General features: G+C 40.3%; 12 protein-coding genes and 3 pseudogenes. 2 read left to right on the forward strand and 13 right to left on the reverse strand.

The features are described from left to right. Positions 1 to 222: 222 nt before the first annotated feature. The 10 genes and pseudogenes from ACX27_RS30940 to ACX27_RS15085 form a co-directional block, all read right to left on the reverse strand. Positions 223 to 532, reverse strand: a pseudogene (locus tag ACX27_RS30940) (hypothetical protein); the annotation flags it as partial. 192 nt (positions 533 to 724) lie between these two features. Then, a pseudogene (locus ACX27_RS15050) lies at positions 725 to 1,705 on the reverse strand (S-layer family protein); the annotation flags it as partial. Between the two features lie 248 nt (positions 1,706 to 1,953). Continuing rightward, positions 1,954 to 3,156, reverse strand: a complete 1,203-nt coding sequence (locus ACX27_RS15055; RefSeq protein ID WP_062293933.1) for a hypothetical protein — start codon at positions 3,154 to 3,156, stop codon at positions 1,954 to 1,956. A 17-nt stretch (positions 3,157 to 3,173) separates the two neighbouring features. After that, a complete protein-coding gene (locus tag ACX27_RS15060; protein ID WP_062293937.1) occupies positions 3,174 to 4,406 on the reverse strand; it encodes a hypothetical protein in 1,233 nt (410 codons plus the stop codon). A gap of 42 nt (positions 4,407 to 4,448) precedes the next feature. Further along, a complete protein-coding gene (locus ACX27_RS15065; protein ID WP_062293940.1) occupies positions 4,449 to 6,887 on the reverse strand; it encodes a beta strand repeat-containing protein in 2,439 nt (812 codons plus the stop codon). A 73-nt stretch (positions 6,888 to 6,960) separates the two neighbouring features. Next, on the reverse strand, positions 6,961 to 9,432 hold the full coding sequence (locus ACX27_RS15070; protein ID WP_062293944.1) for a beta strand repeat-containing protein: 2,472 nt from the start codon (positions 9,430 to 9,432) through the stop codon (positions 6,961 to 6,963). Between the two features lie 312 nt (positions 9,433 to 9,744). Next, positions 9,745 to 9,882 carry a hypothetical protein gene (locus tag ACX27_RS35990; RefSeq protein WP_200929950.1) on the reverse strand — a complete coding sequence of 46 codons (138 nt, stop codon included), beginning with the start codon at positions 9,880 to 9,882 and terminating at the stop codon, positions 9,745 to 9,747. After that, positions 9,872 to 10,489, reverse strand: coding sequence for a Uma2 family endonuclease (locus tag ACX27_RS15075; protein WP_062293947.1), 618 nt, complete (start codon positions 10,487 to 10,489; stop codon positions 9,872 to 9,874). The genes ACX27_RS35990 and ACX27_RS15075 overlap by 11 nt, the downstream gene beginning before the upstream one ends. A gap of 50 nt (positions 10,490 to 10,539) precedes the next feature. After that, positions 10,540 to 12,999: a two-partner secretion domain-containing protein gene (locus ACX27_RS15080; RefSeq protein WP_062293950.1), complete on the reverse strand. Its 2,460-nt coding sequence runs from the start codon at positions 12,997 to 12,999 to the stop codon at positions 10,540 to 10,542. 81 nt (positions 13,000 to 13,080) lie between these two features. Next, on the reverse strand, positions 13,081 to 14,880 hold the full coding sequence (locus ACX27_RS15085) for a ShlB/FhaC/HecB family hemolysin secretion/activation protein (protein ID WP_062293955.1): 1,800 nt from the start codon (positions 14,878 to 14,880) through the stop codon (positions 13,081 to 13,083). Positions 14,881 to 15,660: 780 nt separating this feature from the next. Between ACX27_RS15085 and ACX27_RS15090 the strand changes: the two are divergent. Both ACX27_RS15090 and ACX27_RS15095 read left to right on the forward strand, forming a co-directional pair. Next, positions 15,661 to 16,942 (forward strand): annotated as a pseudogene (locus ACX27_RS15090) (GAF domain-containing sensor histidine kinase). 289 nt (positions 16,943 to 17,231) lie between these two features. After that, positions 17,232 to 18,977, forward strand: coding sequence for an ABC transporter ATP-binding protein (locus ACX27_RS15095; RefSeq protein ID WP_200929974.1), 1,746 nt, complete (start codon positions 17,232 to 17,234; stop codon positions 18,975 to 18,977). Between the two features lie 229 nt (positions 18,978 to 19,206). On the opposite strand, the gene ACX27_RS15100 is transcribed toward ACX27_RS15095, so the two are convergent. The 3 genes from ACX27_RS15100 to ACX27_RS15110 are packed head-to-tail and all read right to left on the reverse strand — an operon-like array spanning position 19,207 to position 21,568. Beyond that, entirely contained in the window at positions 19,207 to 19,824 is a 618-nt protein-coding gene (locus ACX27_RS15100) for a response regulator transcription factor (RefSeq protein WP_062293964.1), read from the reverse strand. Beyond that, complete coding sequence (locus ACX27_RS15105) at positions 19,821 to 20,636, reverse strand: S1C family serine protease (protein ID WP_062293968.1); 816 nt, start codon at positions 20,634 to 20,636, stop codon at positions 19,821 to 19,823. Before ACX27_RS15105 ends, ACX27_RS15100 begins: the two co-directional genes overlap by 4 nt. Before the next feature lie 26 nt (positions 20,637 to 20,662). Next, positions 20,663 to 21,568 (reverse strand): S1C family serine protease, encoded by a 906-nt coding sequence (locus ACX27_RS15110; protein ID WP_062293969.1) that lies wholly within the window; start codon positions 21,566 to 21,568, stop codon positions 20,663 to 20,665. Positions 21,569 to 21,668: the final 100 nt, after the last annotated feature.

Genomic DNA, 21,668 nt, shown 5'->3' on the forward strand with positions numbered 1-21,668 from the left:
ACCTTTGAGATTTTAAGATAAAAGCAGATGTCAAGGTTTGCATGAGGCATAAACTAGTTATAGAGTTTTGACCATAATTTGCTTTCATAATTCGTTGGCTATTAAGATGAATGGCGAAAAAGTTTACTGCGTCACATCGCCGCTAACTAACTCAAGAGTCGGAATGACAGTTAATTTGCCATCACAATAAACTTTGGCTTGGAAAGGTAAGATTTTTTTCAGGGCTGATAGCCTCAAACAACATTTTTGAAGTAAGGGACTTAACCGACTTCTTGGTTTTACACCCAGCTTTTGTAGTTGTTTGGTTTTCAGAGTAAGTTCTCCCACTAGCCTTTTTATTTTCCTGGTTTTACCGATTTTTGTTTTTGTTGTTTGTTCGATAAAAAAAGAGCAGCCCATTGCGCGGATTTCCCCCATTGTAGTGACTGCGGGCTATTTCTGGGCTGACTAGTTCCAGGATTTGACTGCGAATTGTTTTTTCTATACCTTCAAGGTCTATCAGCTTACTTTTGTCTGCTTTTTCATACAGCAGTGTTGCTAATTCTTATAAGCAAGTTTTCAGCTGTTCTTGTTTATCCTAGTTCATCATTACTGATTCATACTTGTTTGTCTCTCTTATCTTCTCCTAAAACTTGTATATCTTCCAAAATGTGGATGCTCCCGATTAAACTCGCTGTAGGACATAAAGCTATCCTTCAGTGTCGAGAGTTTTTAATTGAACACACTAATTATGTTGTCGGGAAATGCCAGCACAAGTTAAAGATGGTTGCATTTGATTGGGAAAGTTATCTGCAACAAGTTCAATTTTGCCTTGAGGATTACGTCGCCAGCCAGTTGCTTGGACAAGCACTGCTTGAGGTTTTGGTATTTGTGCTTGTGCGGCTTGTTTTGTCTGGAAAGCAGAGATATCACGGATATCAGACCAAGTGCGTAGACACAAAGCGTCTTGTCGCTAGACATCGCTCCTCAGTTCTTGTGTGGGATTTTGTGGGACACCACCTCTTCCTGTCGCAACAAAACTGCTGTCACTATTTCCAGCACAACCACTAGCAATTTGTTGAGATGGATCAGTGACATTTGCTGGTAATGCTACTAAACCCGAATTAGGATCAACATCGACAGTATTGACTTGCACTGTACCATTTACCCTAAATTGCGAACTAGCAGTAATATAACTTTTGGGCGTGATTTGGTCACGAAATTTTAATCCATAAATACCTTGAGTCGTAATTTGGATATTACCACCACTTCCCAAGACAGCATTTGCAGAAATGTCGCTGTTTTCCTTGGCTACACCCACAATAAACCCGGCATTAATATTAATATTTCCCCCTGTGGAAGCACCAAGGGCATTAGTAACGATTTTACTGCCATAACGTAATAGCAATACCTCATTGATCTCAAGGTGAATATTTCCTTGATTACCGCCATTGACCTCCGAACGCAGACTTGCTCCATTTTTGAGGAAGATATTATTAGCAGTAATATCCAAATTACCAGCATCGCCGCTACCTGTATTACTAACAGTGATTTCGGCACTATCTCTGACTTGAACAAAATCTGATTTGATAATGACAGAACCAGCAGCAAAACTACTAGCAGAAGAAGCTGCGATTGCACTGTTGAGATAGCTACCATTAACTAAGTTTTGGGAAGTTCCTTGTAAATCAACATTTTTGACTTTCAAGTCAATACTACCAGCACTTCGCTACAATTGTACCACCTGTGACAGTATACATACTACTTCCAGACACTGTGGTGCTAAGGGTATTATCAGGGATGACTTGCGCGTCAACACTGCTGTTACAAATAGTAGATAGGAAAATTGCACCAATGAAGCTTAAGCCAGCCAAAGTTAGTCTCATCAACTTATCTGTAATATTCAACTGTGCATCTAGTTTTCCCAGCTTATGATTTTGTTATTTCAGAAATTTTGTAACTTTATTATGATTTTTACTTAATCTTTAAGTGTGGCTGAAGTTTTTGATCCAATCTTGCTTTTGCAGATGCTCTGACAACTCGATGTGCATCTTGCAAGAGAATTTGGAGAATTTCTGTGGTTACTTGCGGATGTTGGCTAATAACATAAAGTTCATACCAAGGAAATGAACGTAATTTTTGTAAATTTTGAGTTAAATATTCAATAGGTGCGGCGGGATGTTGGAGAAGAGCCAAACGAAATGGTATTGTGTCGAGGTTATGAAACTTTGGTTCGATAAAATTAGCTAGATATTTACTGGCAATGGTAGGTGCAATTTGAATTAATCTTTTAACTGCTGCTATAAAAACCTTATGCTCTTTACGCTTATGATCAGACGGAGGACAGATATATTCATAATGGTCATATTGATAATTCTCAGCCAAAATTTCTAGTATATGAATTGGGGTATTGATATTATTGGCAACAGCTATTTGCACAAATTGATTTCTGTCTTTAGCAAGTCTTTCTAAGTAGTTCTCACTCTTTGGACTACTATACGCTTCTATTATCCGAGGATTTTTAGCAACAGCTTCACGGATTAGTACTGATTTATGCTTGGCTAGTTCAGCTAATTTTGGCAGTGGTGTATGCTCATTAATAGCCTCATTGTATTGAATGATAAAATCACTTGTATTCCCATTGACTGCCAATTTTTCTTGGTATATTTTTAAGGCATATTGACGAACTTCTACATGTTTATCGTATAATGATTTCTCGATAAATGCTGGTGAGATATTGAGATTTTGTAACATCAATAAGCGTAATCGATATTCTTTAAATTTGGCTATCCTCTCGCAAATTTCATCAGAGATGTGAGGATGAGAAGCTACTGCTGCATGTACATCTACACTCCGGATATCTAAAATTTCTAATAATAATTTTGATGAGATATCAGGACTGCAAACCACCTGTTGACAAATATTACGTACTGCTTCCCAATAAATATCAACTGGTGTAATTCTCAGCAGTTCTAATAATTGAGGAATTGGAGTCATTGCACTTGTGGCTAGTGCATATTGTTCTTGTTGAGATATTTCTTCAATTTGAGTTCCTTCATAGCTATGTGGTTCGCTAAAAAAATCTCCAGTGTAGATAAATATTATGAGGTTTTGTCTGAGGAAAGTGTAACTGTAATTGCCGCTGTAATTCTTGTGGAAGAGCAGGATTATAGGCAAGTTTTTGCAGTATACGGCTATCTTGGTTGTGGTAAAGAAGCAGTAAAATTTTTTAATGGAGTATGAGGATTTTTAGCTATATTAGCACGTACAAATATATTGCGATCGCCTGATAATTGCTCTAGACATTCTGGCGGTGTTTGGCTATTTAACGCCACTGCTTGACGAACACGAACGCTCTTATCTTGAGTTAGCTGTTTGAGTATATCGAAATCAGCACGAGGATGACTAGCAACACATTCTCTGATTCTCCAATCAGCAGATTGAACTAATATTTTTAGGTCACTTAATTCTAAATTGGGATGTCTGGCAACTCGCACCCTAATAAATGACCATTTACTACTACAAAGTTCTCGTAACTTTTCTACTTGTGTATGAGGATGGGTGGCTAAAAATCTTTCTTGAAAAAAATCATTAACTATTGACCGTGGTAAACTAGGATTACGCATAGCAGCTTCCCTTATTACCCGACTATGATGATGGGCAAGTTTAATTAAACATTCAATAGGTGTGTTTTTATTTTTAGCAACTTCAATGAGAGTGGTAATATTAATTTTGATATTTAACAATTGCTGTAAATATGCTGGTGGAGCATCAATAAATTTAACAATGGCTACTTGCACATATTCTGAAGTTTTAGTGAGTTGTAAATCAGGTGTAATTCCCAACTGCCACAAAATAAATTGATAATAGTGTCCTTTAGAATGGCTACTGCCATAACATCCCACTTCTGAAAAGTTAGAAAAGCTCGCTTCGATAATCTGTGGTAGTTTATTTTCTGCATATTCTTGCCAGCCTGAATCCATTTCTCCGGCAATATTGACGTGCATTTTAATCAATTCATGAATAAACGCATCACAAGAGGGATTTTCTGCTGCTAATTGTAATACTTGTTTACTAGCTTGAGGATTCTGCACAATTCCTAATAAATGATAATGATATCCAGAAATTGCGAATCTGTGTAACCATTCTTGAGGTGCATCTTCACAAGCTAAAATTGTCTGTAGAGATGAACCGGGAATTACTAATTCTGGATTTTCTAAATCTAGTGTGGGGAAAATAGGATTGTGCAGAAATTCTTGAGGAAATTCTTCTGCTAAAAGAAATAAAATATATGGTGGAGTATGAGGATTTCCAGCTACAGCTTGACGGACTTTTATATCTTTATGTCTTGCTAATTTTGTTAATAATTCTGGTGCAGTATTCAGACTTTTGGCAACAGCAATTTCTGATTGATCATTGACTTGCATCAATTCCACCACTCATCCTTTGATAGACTAATATTGTGTTCGCTATTGAGGAACGGCTTTACAGGTTAATTGTGTTGGTAGGGGAATAGAAGATTTATTAGCCACTAGTTCAATTGTACCATCATTCCGACGATATACACCTGTTGCTTGGACAAGCGTTTCTGGAGATTTTGGTATTTGTGTTTGTGCTGGTTTTGGGGTGTGGAATGCAGAGATATCACGAGTATCTGACCAGGTGCGATCGCTCCTCACTTCCTGCGTCGGATTTTGCGGTACACCACCGCGCCCTGTAGCGACAAAACTACTACCGTTGGTATCTGCACATCCGCTAGCAATTTGTTGAGATGGGTCACTTACATTTGCTGGCAACTCTACTAAACCTGAATTGGGATCAACACCAACGTTATTTACTTGCACTGTACCATTCACCCCAAATTGGGAACTGGCAGTAATATCATTTTCTGGTGTCAGTTGCGGACGATATTCTAAGCCGATAATCCCCTGAGTGATGATTTGAATATTGCCACCTCTACCTCGAACAGCATTGGCAATAATGTCACTATCTTCTAAACCGACGATGATGGGTGCATTGATATTGATATTACCGCCATTACCCGTACCGCCTGCTGTGGCCGTAATTTTACTGCGATCGCGCATCAGCAGCAAACTTCCTACTTGCAAGTTAATATCACCACCATTACCAGATTCTGTTTGTGCCTGAATTAAAGCTTGATTTTTTAATTGAATCTGATCTGCGTTGATATGCAGATTGCCTGCGTTACCAGTACCTTGACTAGTAACACTGACTGTTCCATTATCAGTTAATGTCAGCTTAGGTGTATTAATGCTGACATTACCAGCATTTGCCGTCAGTATATCTGGTAAAACAAACAATTGCCGTAACTGGGGACTTAAACGGACAGCAGAAGAATTGATATTACTGTTATTGTTACTACTGCTACCACTAATGGCGATCGCCTCCCTGGCATTGATTTGGACGTTTCCGGCATTACCTTGAAAGAATACCGATGAACCAATTGATCCACCATTCAATATTTGTAATTTGCCAGTATCTATAATCAAATCTTGGGTATTTCCAGTCGCAAAACTAGTTAGACTAATACTGCTATAAAGCCCAGAAGGGTTTTCGCCCATGACTGTAGTATTTTGATTACGAACTATCACCTGACCACTGGAGCCTCGACCAAATGTCACCGAAGATAAAGAGGCTCCCTCAGATACTAATAAATTATTCCCATCAATTAAGAGATTACCAGCCGTTCCTTTTCCATAGGTACTAGTGGCAATGGAAGTTACACCAGTAGGATTAAGAGGTGAAAAACCTGATACCTCTATATCTGCTGCTTTTATCTGAATGTTGCCACTGTTAGCAGATCCAAAAGTGACAGTATTTATTGCTGAACCTTCTTGGAGTGTCAAAAAGGGAGTGATGATACTAATATTGGCGCTGGTACCCGTTCCCAAGGCTTCCGAGCGAATCCAACTGCGAATTTTAGCATCGGGTGTGGTGCCAATTATAGCGATCGCTTCTGATGCTTGCAAATGAATATCTCCACTGGGTAGGTTGCCATAATTCTTGGAAAAAATCAATGAACCATCAGTAAAGTTGATATTTCTGCCCTGAAGTTGAACTGCACCGGAGTTAAACCCACTCACATCTAATAGAGATTTTTGCGTCAGTTGAATATCGGCAAAACTTTGTCCCTGCTCATACTCCAATTTATAGCCTTGGGTAGTTGGTACTAAACTAACTAATCCTGCACCACCTAAACTACCTAATGCTATTTGCCCTGTTTCAGTGATTAAGGTAGCGCCATTCAAATTGATATTACCACCCACTAGTGCCAGGGTTTTGCCAGACTGTACTTGCAATTTTGTTGAGCTAGGATTCCTAATTAAAGGAGCAAAACTATTGTTAGTATCTAAGCTATGTCCTGTACCTTGGACTTGTATCGGTGAGGGATGATTACCCATTTGCAGTCCAATAGGAACACTCATAGTCAATAATGTATTTGTTTGTGGACTAACCGCACTAAATTCAGTTCCATCGGCAAACTTGATACTATTTGCAGTTGTCGCTATAAAGGAACCACTAATATTCAAACTGGCATTTTTACTAAAAATAATCCCTGCTGGGTTAAGTAAAAATAAATTGGCATTGGCGTTAATGCTGCCATCAATGTAAGAAACACTATTGCCAGTGACGCGACTAAAAATGTTTTGGATATTGCCACTATAACTGAAGGTGACAGAGCCGTTGCTGGGAATAGAAAATTGGCTGAAGCTATGAAATAAGTTCTTGTCAACAACAGTACCGCCCGTAATGGTGTAACTATTACTGCCAGTCACAATGGTATTGAGAGTACCATCAGGTATGACTTCCGCTTGAACACTTCTGTTGCAAATAATAGATAGAAAAATTGCACCAATCAAGCCCAAGCTAATAAAACTTACTTTCATCGACTCATCTCTAATTTTATACAGGTAATTTAGTGTTCCCAGATGAGAATTTTAATACTATGAAGATTTAAATTTAACTTTTAGGTACTGCTGCACAGCTTAACAATGGCTGAACATTTGTAGAAGATTTAGCAGCAACTAACTCAATTTTACCTTGGGGATTACGTCGCCAGGAAGTAGCTTGGAAAAGTATTTCTGAGGGTTTTGGTATTTGGGCTTGTGTTGGTTGTTTGGTGTGGAATGCAGAGATATCGCGGATGTCTGACCAGGTGCGATCGCTCCTTAATTCCTGTGTTGGGTTTTGCGGTACACCACCTCTTCCTGTAGCAACAAAACTACTACCATTGGTATTAGAACAACCACTTGCTATTTGCTGTGATTGATCAGTAACATTTGCTGGTAGTTCTACTAAACCTGAATTGGGGTCAACACCAACATTATTCACTTCAACTGTACCATTCACCCCAAATTGTGAACTAGCAGTGATATCATTTTCTGGTGTTAGTTGCGAACTATATTTTAAACCAAAAATCCCCTGAGTTGTAATGTCAATATTTCCGCCTTTACCTTGGAAAGCATTGGCAATGATATCGCTGTTTTCTAAGCCGAGAATGATAGGTGAATTAATGGTAATGTTACCACCATTGCCAGCAGCACCAGCTTCAGCATTAATGAAACTACCATTACGCATAAGCAAATAATCGCGGAGTTGCAGATTGATATTACCCCCTTGACCAACTTTTGTGGATGCAGAAAGACTACTACCATTGTTGAGATACAAGGTATTGGCATTAACATTTAAGGTTCCTGCATCACCTTGAACTTCATTTTCAACAAACACTCTTGCTCCATCACGAATGCTTAATTTAGGAGTATTAATTGTGACGCTACCTGCATTTGCCTTAGCGGTACTATTGTTACTAATTGTTGTAGGAGTTCTCAGTATGAATAAACGGGCGATCGCTCCAATATAACTAGGATTTGCTGCGTCTTTCATCCCGCTCACATCTATTGACTCAGTGGCATTAATGGTAAGGTTGCCAGCATTCCCTCTACTCACACTCGAAACTGAGACTAAACCCCCATTTTCTATTGACAATTTCCGAGTATCTAAATGTAAGTCTCCTGCATCTCCAGGGCCAAAAGTATTCGCTGATAGCAAACTGATAAAAAGTGATCCAGGGGGAGCATTCAAACTTGAGACATTCACGGTATCAGCAGTAACTTTAACATTGCCTCCCTTACCACTAGAAAAGCTCCTAGTACCAACATTAGCACCGCCCAAAATTGAAAGGCTATTAGTAGAAATCGATAAATCTCCACCTGGCTTAGTTCCAAAAGCAGCAGCAACAAGCACACCAAAGAGCGGAACAGTAGATGGATCTTTCGGATCAACTCCACCTACAGAAACTGCATTGGCATTGATTGTGATGTTACCACCACGGGCCGATTGATAGCTACGACTCATGACAATTGCCCCGCGATCAATTGTTAATGTTGGAGTTTTAATTACAATATTTCCTGCGGTTCCTGATAGTAGAGTTTCATTGACTATGCCACTGGAACTGAGAAAATCTGAGGATCTCCCAATTACTTGTAGCGATTCTGTAGCATTAACAGTAATATCTCCTGCTTGACTTTTGCCTAAATTTTGTACTACCAGCAAAGAACCATCCCGAAGATTGATCTGTTTACCCTGAAGTTGAATCGAACCTGGACTTGTCCCGCGTACAGATACAACAGCACGTTGACTCATTTGGATATTTCCAAAGCTAGAACCATTGCTGGGATAGCTAAATGTTAATGCGTGTGGCGTAAGATTGATATTTGCGCTGCCTTGAGTTATGCTGCCAAGTTCAATTCGTCCGCTCGGTGCAGAAAGAAAGCTGCTATCGAGAACGAGATTACCACCTATTAAAGCTAGTGTTTTTCCAGGTTTAACCTGTAAGCCATTTGTACTAGTTAATCCAGTAACAGGAGATGTAGGATTCAATTTACTATTATTTCCCATTCCTTGCACGGAAATAGTTGCCGGGTTGCCCCCAAGTTGTAACCCTACAGGTACACTCATGCTTAACAATGGGGATTGAGTTATATTGGTGCTGAACTCTTTGCCATCAGCAAATTTTATGCTATTTGCCGTTGTGCCGATAAAAGAACCACCCACATTTAAACTCGCATCTTTCCCAAAAATAATCCCCGCCGGGTTGAGTAAAAACAGATTTACACCACTATTAGTTGTGATGGAACCGTTAATGTCGGAAACCTCACCACCAGTCACTCGACTAAAAATGTTTTGGATGCCAGAAGTACTGCTGAAGGTGGCAGAACCACCAGCAGGAATAGAGAATTGGCTAAAGCTATGAAATAAATTATTGCCAACAGCCGTACCGCCAGTGATGTTGTAACTATTACTTCCAGACCCAGGAGACACAGCAGTGCCGAGAGTAGTATCGGGTTTGACTTCTGCCTGAACATGGCTGTTACCAATAGCTAAGATGTAGAATGCACCTATTAAACCTAAGTTAGCCAAAGTTACTTTCATCAACTTATTTGTAATTATCTACCTTGTGTCTATTTTTCCCAAAATAAATTTTGCTATTGGGGTGGTTGTGTAATGTTATGGTAAGTTTTTTTCAGTTTTTATGAACAGCAGCACAAGTTAATGATGGTGGTAAATTCCCAGAAGATTTATCGGCAATTAATTCAATTTTGGCTTGAGGATTACGTCACCAAGAAGTAGCTTCGACAAGTGTTTCTGGTGATTTAGAAATTTGGTTTTGTGCTGGTTTTTTATATAGAATGCAGAGATATCGTGTATGCCTGACCAAGTGCGTAGACGCAAAGCGTCTTGTCGCTAGACATCGCTCTTTATTTCCTGTGTCGGATTTTGTGGTACACCACCCCTTTCTGTAGTGACAAAACTACTACGGCGATCGCTTCTTACCTGTTTGCCTTGGTTTTTCGTAGATAAGTCTGTGAGTTTATAAAACACCTTGAAAAATCTGATTAGCAGTTAGTTGTAAATTTGGAAAAGTGGGAGATAAAATCCTTTCTGAATTTCTAAATTGAGTAACTTGATATTCTTCATCAACTAGATGATAAATAGAAATAGTTGGTTGTTTAGGATTCCCAATAAATTTTCTAGCTCCCAAAGCAGCATAATCTACAATCCAATATTCGGGAATCTTCATAGCTTCGTAATTTCCTAATTTAGTATAGTAATCATCTTCCCAATTTGTACTCACAACCTCAATAATCAAAGGAATCGATTCACTGTACATGACGGTCGATTCTTTCTCCCATAGTTCCTCATTATGTAGATTAGCATCGTTGATTAAAACCACATCTGGCGAGTAACCTGATGATTTTCTTGGTGGTTTGACTAATGCTGTTTTAGGGATAAAGTATGGCAATTTTAAGCGTTTATATTCAACGGTAATTTCTCCTGCTAAAAAACCCGTAACTTTTTCATGTGTTCCACTTGGTTGAGGCATTTCTACGATGATTCCATCATGTAGTTCGTAACGTTTTCCGGTGTTGTCCGGTAGCCATACCACAAATTCTTCAAAGGTTAATAGTTTGGGTAAAACTTGAGCCATTGCAAAACCTCCGCTTGTTTTGACTTTAGCATTCTTAACAACCAAAGTGATTAGTTGGCTACGACGCTAGCACAGGTTAAATCCGGTTGTGTATAGCCACTGTGAACAGCAACTAACTCAATTTTGCCTTGGGCGTTACGTCGCCAAGAAGTAGCTTGGACAAGAGTTTCTGAAGTTTTTGGTATTTGGGCTTGTGCTGGTTTTGTGGTGTGGAATGCAGAGATATCGCGGATGTCTGACCAGGTGCGATCGCTCCTAATTTCCTGCATCGGGTTTTGTGGTATTCCACCTCTACCAATGGCAACAAAACTACTACTAGTATTGGCAGTACAACCACTAGCTATTTTTTGCGATGGATCGCTAACATTTGCTGGTAATTCAACTAAACCTGAATTGGGGTCAACACCAATATTGTTAATTTCTACTGAGCCATTTACATTAAATGCAGAACTCGCTGTAATATCGTTTGTCAAATCTTCTCTTGGAGTCAGGGTATCACGGAATTTTAAACCAATAATACCTTGAGTTGTAATGGCAATATTACCACCCTTTCCTTGTACGGCATTGGCGATAATGTCACTATTTTCTAGCCCAACTATGACTGGAGCATTAATACTAATATTGCCACCATTGCCAGTACCGCCTGCTTCTGCATTAATAAAGCCACCATAACGCATGAGTAATAAATCTCGCAGTTGCAGATTGATGTTACCGCCTTCGCCTGCTTTTGTATTGGCTAAAAGGTTTCCACCATTTTTGAGTGTCAGGGTATTGGCATTAATGATCAGATTACCAGCTGTGCCAGAGCCAGTATTTTGAACAAAAATCGTCGCACCATCAGCAACGTTCACAATGGGTGCGTTAATTGTCGTGTTCCCTGCATTAGCACGGGAAATTTTACTAAAAGCGCCTACAGGCAGAACAGCAGTACCAATATAACTGGGAGTTTCTCCAGGTTTCATCCCACTCACATCAACTGATTCTGACGCATTGATAGTCAGTGAACCTGCATTGCCTAAAACTATGCTCGAAGCCGATACTCTCCCACCACTTTGAACAGATAGCTTACGGGTCTCAATGTTCAAATTACCTGCATCACCAGGCCCGAATGTGGCGGCAGAAACTAAAGTAAAATAACTACCTTTTGGCGTTCCTGCACCTAATACCTGGATTGTATCTGCCTTGATATTCAGATCGCCGCCCTTACCTGAAGAATAAGGTCTAGCTGCTATATTGGCTCCGGCTGAAACAGATAAATCTTGAGTGGAAATAGAAATATCTCCGCCCTTTCCTTTACCAAAAGAAGCGGCTAATATTTGGCTGACGGCTCGAAAAGGAGAAGGATCGCCTGGTGCATAACCATTAACATCGATTGCATCACTATTGATGATAATGTTGCCCCCAGTGGCGGCGCTAAATGTGCGGTTTAAGATGTAACCACCTTGATCAATATTTAACTTCGGGGTATTAACGATGATATGCCCTGCTGCCGCAGAAGATACGGTGTCATTGACTAAACTGCTAGAACTTGTAAACTTAGGGGATTTACCGCTGATATTCAATGCTTCTGTAGCATTAACAACAATATCACCCGCAGCTTGGTTACTACGATTTTGGACAAATACTAAAGAACCATCACGGATACTTACCTGGCTCCCTTGAATTTTGACAGATCCGCCATTTTCTCGGCTGAGATCGCGTGTAGATGCTAAAGCACGTTGGGTCAGAGTAATATCACCAAAATTCCCAGTCTTGGGATAACTCAGGGTAAATCCTTGGGAAGTAGAATTGAGAGTAACATTAGCGTTGCTGATGCTACCCAGTTCTATTTGTCCTCCTGGTGCGGAGAGTAACCCGCCATCCAAGGCAATATCTCCACCTACTAATGCTAGGGTTTTGCCAGATTGTACTTGTAATCCTCTGGTGCCAATATTAAGTCCAGATATCTGAGTTGATGCAAGAAAATTGGCATTGTGTCCGGCTCCTTGAACAGTAATCGCTCCTGGATTGCTGCCAAGTTGCAAACCAACAGGGACGCTCATAGTTAATAAGGCTGGCGATGTGGTGTTGGTGGCGCTAAACTTCAACCCATCGGCAAATACGATGCTATCGGCGGTTGTCCCGACAAAAGAACCGCCGATGCTCAGTTTAGCGTTAGCCCCAAACAAAATCCCGGCAGGATTCAGCAGAAATAAATTGGCGCTACCTTGGGCGCTGATTGTGCCATCGATATTTGATAAACTACCACCTGTGACGCGAGCGAAGATGTTTTGTACACTGGTAGGATTTTGGAATGTGACAGTAGTACCGTTAGGTATGGAAAATTGACCGAAGCTATGAAAGAGGTTACTTCCATACTGGGTACCTTTGGTAATACTAAAGCTATTGCTGCTTGGTTGAGAAACTTCGGTGCTGAGTGTGCCGTCAGTTGTCACCTCGGCATTGGCAGCATTACTCCATAGGAGCATAATAGCCAATCCTATCCGACTTGCAACTATACTTGTTTTCATATTTAATTTGCCCTTGATACCCACAATTTCCAATTCTCTAAATTTAAGATTCCCTATCAAAGGAATTGTTAATCACTTTGATTAAAACAGTGAGTACTGCATAGAGAAGTACAATCCGTTTTCTTGGAGCGATCGCTTGTCGCCATCCACAGAGATGATTGGAATACCCCAATCTAAACGGGCAGAAAAGTTATTGCCTTGTTTCCATAACAGCCCAAACCCTGCACCCACTAAGGTATTTGTCGAAGGATTGTTACCTTTGGTATTCCAGCCTTGACCGACATCAACAAATGGTGCTAGTTGTAACACTCCTTGGATTTTGTTAGCACGCACAATGGGAAAGCGAAATTCTGAGGAAAACAAGAAGCCGCTATCTGTGAGTAATGTGTCTTGGCGATAACCCCGCACACTTAGCTGTCCACCTAATCCAAATTGCTCTAAAGGTACTAGATTATTTGCGGCTAGTTGTAAATCAGCCCTACTTAAAAACAAGGTATCTGGAGCAAATTGTCTAACCCACTGTGCTTGTCCTCGCCAACTAAAAAAGCGGCTATCAGGAGCCTCATCACTCACACTAGCTCCAAACCAATCGACTCCCAAACTAAATTGCGATCGCGCGGCGAAAACTTGTGTACTGCTGCGGTGGGTATACTCTTGGGTAAAGCGCAAGGCAGAAATTTTGGTTCTGCCATTCTCGTCGGCTCCCGGAGATAAAGGAAAGCCGCCAATATTATCTAAACCAATGATTGTTTGACTTTCTTGGCGGGAAAATGATATTCCCACCGCTAATTCTTGAGTAGGTTTTTGCAGTAATGGTTGACGAAATCCAAATTCATACGCGGTGCTATTTGATTGAATATCCAGAACGCTGAAAGGTTCTTCAATAACGTTGTTCCAGCCTTGATTAACACTAAAAGATAAAGCGCCGTTGTAAGCATTTACAGGCAATGTGTAACTAGCTGCAATGGTATTACTACCATTAGTATTGGTATAACCCACACTCAAAGTATCCCCTAGTCCTAATAGATTGGCCTCTTGGACATCTATACCCCGGCGAAAACTGCCAACACTAGGCGATCGCCCGTTATCCAAGCTGACTGATCCTGTGAAGGTGTCGGCTTCTTGAACTTCGACACGTAAGATATTAGTTCCGGGAGTTGTACCGGTTTGCAATTCCGCAGAGATATTTTTAATGCGGGAATCGAGTCGGAGTAGTTGTAGTTTTTCCAGTAAGCGTGGCACATTTAGGGGTTTTCCTGCACCTATACGAATGCGATCGCGAATGTAGTTGCTATTCAATCGTCGATTACCCACAATTTTGATTTCTTGCAAACTACCTTCAACTACCTGAATTTTGACGACTCCTGCATCTAGTGTTTGCGGTGAAATTATCGCCCCAGTGGTGACATAGCCTTTATCGGTGTAGAACTTGCTAATAGCTTCTTTGACTTGTAATAACTCTGCAAAGGATACTTCGCGCCCCACAAAAGGGGCTGTAATCGGTGCAAAATCTTTTGGTGTAAATACTGTACTGCCAATAACTTCAATGCGCTCTACCCGGAATTTAATATTAGGATCATCTTCTCCTGTTGTTGGCTGATCAGGTAATTCCACAGGCGGAAGTAATGGCTCTTTTTCTGATGGTTGTGGTAGCGCATCTGATGGTAAGGGCGTAACCGGAATTTCTTCTATTCTTCCTGGTGGTAAACTCTGCGGGTTGGCAGTTTGTCCGTATGCCTGATGATAATTACATAATACTGCTGCAATAACAAAACTGAATGTTAAAGGTTTCAGTGTTATTCTGCGCGGTTGAGAAATTAGTTGATGCTTGTGTGTATGGCTAATTATCAATTTTGTCTTCACACTAAAATACCCACGCATAAATATTGAGTCAGTTTTCTAGGCAATCATCAAAATCACTGTTGTACTTCACTGATTGAGAGTTGCTTTGCTTAGTGATGTAATGAGTATCATATATCCCAAGATTACGCTTTATTTTTTACAATTGTACCCAGTGTAAATACTGTTTTTTTGTGATCAATAAATTTAATTACGCATGATTACAGACAACCATCAGATGAACTCTCATCGTGGCATTCCGCCATAACTTTTGCTATCCCAAAAAACCCCTTTTAATCTGCCATTTCACAGATTTACTTGAGTTTTATCTTGGGCGTATGGTACATTTAGAATGAGGTTATTTGCTGCAAAATATAACATTGTAATTTTGGCTAAATTAGGCTTTGACAATCAACTTATTCAAAGTATCAATAGTCATTACAAGTCGTGATATTACAGTTTGTCTAAGTTTTTAACCTAGTCATTCAAAAAGTAAATTATGATTGGTTAGCTAGGTTTTAACGGATATTAACCTAGAATTAACTTTTAGACTGTTGAAAAAAAATTTATTATTGATGATGAGTAAGCTATTTTACTTGCTAGTTTTATCTCTAATTTGAGATGATATTAAAATTCATTAAAATAGTAAAAAAAAATATAAATATCTAGTATTTAAGAATGTAATTATAGTATTGTTTATGATGATTAAATCAAAATCCAAAGTTATTAAAATATTATAAAAAGCCAGAAGCATTCCTGGAAAAAGTTTTGAACTGAGGATTAATGATTATAAAAAAATATTAACTTCTGCAACAGGCATATATGAGTAAAGCTGATAGTAAAACAAGTTTGTTGCAAAAACAATTATGGCAGCGCGAAAAGACGAGCGATCGCATTTTTATCTTGTTTGAACTATCGCTCTGGGGAACTATCTAGCTACCTACAAAGCATTGCCTGTGGAGTCAGCGAGTTATTAGAAATCGATTGGTCAGTAGTGACTGTTTGCCAAAAAGATTTTGAGAGAGTACTAGCCAGTAGTATTGATATGGGCGAGGGTGAGCATGTTTATTCACTACATGGTTTACTCACTGGCACAGTGATCGAAATTGGTCGCCCTTTGGCTGTAGAAGATGCAGTCAAAAATCCAGAGTATGGGCAGATTCCCGAAGGTTACTATGCTTATTTGGGCATACCCTTAAAAACAGCAGAAGGAAAAGTCATTGGTACAATCTGCTCTTTTCATCGCCAGCACAGAGCATTTACACCAGAAGAAATTCAAGTCGCTGAAGTATTTGCCGAACGCGCAGCCACAGCCATAGATAATTATTATCTCTACCAACAACAGTGCGAATTTAATCAAATTTTAGAATCAGAAGTAGAAAAACGTACTGTTGAACTGCGAACCGCCCAAGCCAAACTAGTAGAACAAGAACGCCTAGCAGCAATTGGTGAATTTGCTGCCATGATTGTGCATGAAATTCGCAATCCTTTGACGACAATGCTCATGGGATTAAAGTATTTCCAAAAGACTAGTTTGAACCCTGCATCGCAAGAGCGATTATCGTTAGCATTAGGTGAAGCCTCTCGGTTAGAAAATCTGTTGAGTGAAATTTTGCTTTATGCGAAACCTCAAGTTTTGCAATTAGATGAATTAGAGATAAATGACTTTATTCGAGAGTTGCTGAAATTAATTTGGGGAATGCCAGAAGCATTAGAACAGGAAATAAAATTTATCGCCAGCCCAAACCCAATCAAAATTTTAGGAGATAAAGACAAGCTCAAACAAGTATTTATTAATATTGTGCGTAATGCTTGTGAGGCAGTTTCCTCTGGAGATGTGATTATCTGGGAAGTAAAAAATTCCTCTTTGGGTCAAGTTAGCATTAACGTTTGTAATGGCGGTGAGCCAATTCCAGCCGAAATTCTCTCACAACTAACTCAGCCATTCTTCTCCACCAAATCTAACGGTACTGGGTTGGGACTTGCAATTAGTAAACGCATTGTTCATGCTCATGGTGGGGAATTATCTATTTATTCTGATGCTGCATCTGGTACTACTGTTACAGTGCAATTACCTGTGGTGACTGTACGGAAAATGGGGTGAAATCAAGTCAAAAGTCAAAAGTTAAAAGTTAAAAATTATCTGAATTTAGCATTTTGACTTCCTCGTATGGATATAGGTGTTCAAAACTCTGATATCCAATCTCAAAAACTAAATTTGTGTCAGTCCTCAGAGTAATTTCATACTTTGGTGATGTGGTTTATGATTACGCAAGGGAGGGGAAATTTAAAACTCCTACACCCTGAAACCCACTACTAAGTCCTATTTGTAAGTATCTATTTTGAGGTGAGGACAATTGGTGCAACAACCAGAACTGCGGCAAAATTCGCCGATGCGGTCAATTGGTCGCGTGTTGAAGAGTTTAGGCAATTACCGTTGGACTTCTTTGGGAGCTTTGATTAGTGTTTTACTATTAACAGTTGCCAATGCTGTGACACCGCAATTATTTCGTTGGGGAATTGATCAAGGTATTGCACCGCGCAATTTACAAATAGTACTTTATAGTGCGGCTTGGATGGTAGTGGCCGCGATCGCACGGGGTTTGTTTAACTTTGGTCAAAGCTATTTAGCTGAAGCTGCATCTCAAGGTGTCGCTTATGATTTACGCAACAAAATTTTCAGCAAAATTCAAAATTTGAGTTTTAGCTATCATGATCAATCGCAGACTTCCCAATTATTAACCCGTGTCACCAGCGACATTGAGCAAATCCGCACTTTTGTTGGGACTAGCTTGATTCAGGTGATTGGCGGATTGATAACATTGGTGAGTATTGCGGTGATTTTGCTCATCATGAATTGGCAACTGGCTTTAATTACCTTATCAGCAGTCCCGATATCTGCATGGTTGATGGCAAGGTTTGTGAATCGGAATAACCAACTGTTTGGTCAAATACAACAGCAATTGGGTAATTTGAATGCGGTTTTGCAAGAAAACTTGCTAGGGATACGAGTAGTTAAAGCCTTTGTGCGCGAGTCGGCGGAAAAGTCGCGTTACACCACCTTAAATGATGCCCTCGTCACTGCAAATATGCAAACGATTCGTGCTATTCGCAATACATTTCCGTTTATCTTTTTGCTGAGTACTTTGGTGACATTGGCAGTTTTTGGCTATGGAGGTATACAGGTAATTTTTGGTAGCTTTTCGATTGGGGAATTAGTAGCATTTAACTCATACTTAGTGTTAATTTTTCAACCCATATTATTAATTGGCTTTGCCGCCCCAGCGATCGCTCAAGCCGCAGCCTCGGCCACACGAGTGTTTGAAGTAGTTGATGCTGCTGTAGAAATCCGCGATCGCCCGAATGCGATGTTATTTGATACTTGCGGTGGCCGCATTACCTTTGAAAACGTTTCCTTTCGCTACCCAGGAGCCACAACCGAAGCCCTAAAAAATGTATCTTTTGAAACCAAGCCTAAAGAACTCATTGCTGTTCTAGGTATGACAGGTTCCGGCAAAAGTACAATTATGAACTTGATTGCGCGTTTTTATGATGTGACTGGAGGAGCGATTCGCATTGATGGGCGCGATGTGCGAGATTTTACACTCCAAAGTTTGCGATCACATATTGGCATAGTCTTTCAAGAAAGCACCTTATTCTCTGGAACTATCCGCGATAATATTGCCTACGCCAAACCCAATGCCAGTTTAGAACAGGTCATAGAAGTGGCGAAAACTGCCCAGATTCATGATTTTGTGATCAGCTTACCCGATGGCTACAACACAATTGTCGGTGAACGGGGTGTTGGTTTATCTGGCGGACAAAAACAACGGATTGCGATCGCTCGTACCTTACTTACCGATTACAGTATTCTGATTTTGGATGATAGTACCTCTGCGGTTGATGCTAAAACAGCCACACAAATTCAAGCCGAACTAGATGATTTAATGCAGCAAAAAGCTTGTGTCACCTTTGTAGTAGCGCAACGTATTAGTACAGTCAAGAATGCCGATCGCATTTTATTAATCGATAAAGGTCAATTGGTAGCCCAAGGAACCCATGAGGAATTGATGCGAATTAGTCCACTTTATGGGGTAATTCTAGAATCTCAAATCCAACATCATCAAGTAAAATCTTGATTGATCGCGCCAAGCAGAGTAAGAATTTTGCCTCCTAGCTCAACCGCATAACGGTAAGTAAAAAGGCAAAAGTAAAAATGCAAAAATGAAGAATACTTTTGACTTTTGATACCATTTAACGAAAAATCTGATACAGATGTAAACCCTGAAAGGTTTACTGTATCTAAGTTTTTTAGTTGCGAATTGCGACTTGCGAATTGTGAATTGGTATGACTTCTCCGCCTCCTAATTACAGCATAATTAAACCCAGCCTGACACCAGCCGTCACTGCTTCCGTACGGGAGGAGACAGCCAGCTTTTGAAAGATGGATGAAACATGGAACTTTACCGTATGTTCAGAAATTTGTAGACGTTTAGCGATCGCTTTATTACCCAACCCAGAACCTAACATTCCCAACACCTCAATTTCTCTGGGTGTCAAAGTTTGTACAGGGTTAGTCACAACTTTTTCGCGGATGGGGAGTAATTCTAAATAATCTGGATGCAGTACTATCAAACCCGATGCGATCGCTTCAATAGCCGCAGTAATTTCCGCTTCTGTGCTAGTACTGGGTAATATCCCCCGGACACCAGAACGTAAGCCAATTTCTAGGTCAATATTTTCGATATCTTCCGTAATTAGCAAAATTTGTTGTTCTGATATCTGTTGCAATTTTGTCCAAGTTGATGAAAGATGACTGCTGAAATCTAACAGCAATACATCTGGTTGTAGTTGTTCAAATTCCTTGGTGAATGTCTCTAAATCTGATGTCGTTCCTACTACAGTTAATTGGGGATGATGATTGATGACTGACGACAAACCTACCTGCACGACTACAGAAGCAGCAATTACCATCACTCGGATCATGTAGCCTCCACAGCGTTTTTCTTGGCAATGTCAACGATAAATTGCTGTCTCCCTCGCAACACTTGTAATGGTATGGACTCCTGGCTGTAATGCAGATATTTTGCCAAGTCATCGGGTTTGGTGAATAACCGTCCTGCAACCCCAATTAAGACATCGCCAATTTGCAAACCAACAGTTTCTGCCACACTACCAGGAAGTACAGATAATACCAATAAACCAAGACTGTGCCTGTCTATGACTACCGATTGTAAGGTGACTCCGAGTTGCCAACGATGATTACCACTCAGAAAGCGGTTAACTGTGTTGCTAGGAATTGCCACCGCCAAACCATTGACAATCATTGTATTGATCCCAACAACTCGTCCCAGACAATCAGCTAAACATCCACCAGAATTACCAGGATAAAGCTGTAAATCTGCGATGACTGCTTGTTGATGATTGCTGTGAACCATCCCCATTGTGAATGCGCCATCATCACCTAAAGGATTACCCACAGCCAAAACTAATTCACCAACTCGCAATGTATCGGAATTACCGATGGTGGCAGGATGTAAGTTAGTTGCAGAAATTTTGAGTACGGCTAAGTCTTGCTGGGGGTCAAAGTGCGATCGCACCGCCGCAAATACTCTACCATCAGATAATTCTACAGTCGGCTGCTGACTGGTCGCCACATGAGCATTCGTAATAATCAACCCGTCTGCTTGCCAAATTACCCCAGAACCAACTCCCAACCCACCGCTTTTAATTTTGACTGTGCTTTGACGCAGTTTAGCGGCAACTGCGGACAGTTCATCATTGAATTGTGTCATCATCTTTGCCAGGAATCCTGAGAAATTACTTACTCGACGGGGCGTTCGCCAACCACAATATCTAACTCAACCAATGCCCCACCCCGGACAACCTGCACTTTGATGAGTTTACCAATGCGATCGCTATTATTTAGTAGTGCCAAGACATCGCCTGTATCACTCACAGCTACATTATCTAATGTTACCAACACATCCCCCAGCAATATACCTGCCTTGTCAGCCGGACTAGATGATTCCACATTGACAACAATTACCCCGGTTGTCGTCGTTAAATTTAAACTATTTTTCAAATTGTGCGGTAAGCGTACAGGCTGCATACCTACACCCAAATAACCGCGAGAAATGTGTCCCTTAGTGAGTAATTGATTGACTACACGCTCAATTGTACTAGCCGGAATTGTTAAAGCCGTACCACGCCTTCCTGATGTATTCATTCCCACCACATAACCAGCCGCATCTACCAGCGCCCCACCAGCAAAACCAGGGTAAAGGGTGATATCTGGGCGAATAAATTGGTCAATATTGCCACCACTCATACTCCGCCAAGCCCCGCTCACTACACTCACCGCCCCCATCGCCGCCCGGATATCACCTTCGCTACTTCTGGCTAGTCCCAAAATTAAATGACCAACTTTGAGTTTTGTGACATCACCAATTTGTACAACTGGAATTGCTGCATTTTGTAGTTGAAAAACCGCTATATCAGTACTAGGGTCATGACCGATAAATGACGCTTGTACAGTATTTCTATCTGCAAGAGTTACCGTGATTTCGTCATAACGCCCCAGAGATTCATCAGAAGTCACAATAATATTATTACGCCAGTGAATTCCACTAGAGGAAAGACGTTTACCAGCATTAACAGCAACTACAGCATTTCCAGCCTGTTCTACAATATCTGCTAAACTATTAGAAAAATCCTGCAATGAAGACATAAAATTATCCGCCAATATTTTGTGATGCTTCTATCTTGTCGCTTTATATCCAGAGATAGCATCGGAAAAATGGGGAGAATGTCACCTAGAAAAATGGCTA

Source organism: Nostoc piscinale CENA21 (assembly GCF_001298445.1).
GTDB classification, from domain to species: Bacteria; Cyanobacteriota; Cyanobacteriia; order Cyanobacteriales; family Nostocaceae; genus Nostoc_B; species Nostoc_B piscinale_A.

Bases quoted from the DNA above. Each gene is read 5' to 3' on its own strand.
- ACX27_RS15110 (WP_062293969.1), bottom strand. From the start codon at position 21,568: ATGTCTTCATTGCAGGATTTTTCTAATAGTTTAGCAGATATTGTAGAA.
- ACX27_RS15085 (WP_062293955.1), bottom strand. From the start codon at position 14,880: ATGCGTGGGTATTTTAGTGTGAAGACAAAATTGATAATTAGCCATACA.
- ACX27_RS15065 (WP_062293940.1), bottom strand. From the start codon at position 6,887: ATGAAAGTAAGTTTTATTAGCTTGGGCTTGATTGGTGCAATTTTTCTA.
- ACX27_RS15060 (WP_062293937.1), bottom strand. From the start codon at position 4,406: ATGCAAGTCAATGATCAATCAGAAATTGCTGTTGCCAAAAGTCTGAAT.
- ACX27_RS15100 (WP_062293964.1), bottom strand. From the start codon at position 19,824: ATGATCCGAGTGATGGTAATTGCTGCTTCTGTAGTCGTGCAGGTAGGT.
- ACX27_RS15105 (WP_062293968.1), bottom strand. From the start codon at position 20,636: ATGATGACACAATTCAATGATGAACTGTCCGCAGTTGCCGCTAAACTG.
- ACX27_RS15095 (WP_200929974.1), top strand. From the start codon at position 17,232: ATGCGGTCAATTGGTCGCGTGTTGAAGAGTTTAGGCAATTACCGTTGG.
- ACX27_RS15075 (WP_062293947.1), bottom strand. From the start codon at position 10,489: ATGGCTCAAGTTTTACCCAAACTATTAACCTTTGAAGAATTTGTGGTA.
- ACX27_RS15070 (WP_062293944.1), bottom strand. From the start codon at position 9,432: ATGAAAGTAACTTTGGCTAACTTAGGTTTAATAGGTGCATTCTACATC.
- ACX27_RS15080 (WP_062293950.1), bottom strand. From the start codon at position 12,999: ATGAAAACAAGTATAGTTGCAAGTCGGATAGGATTGGCTATTATGCTC.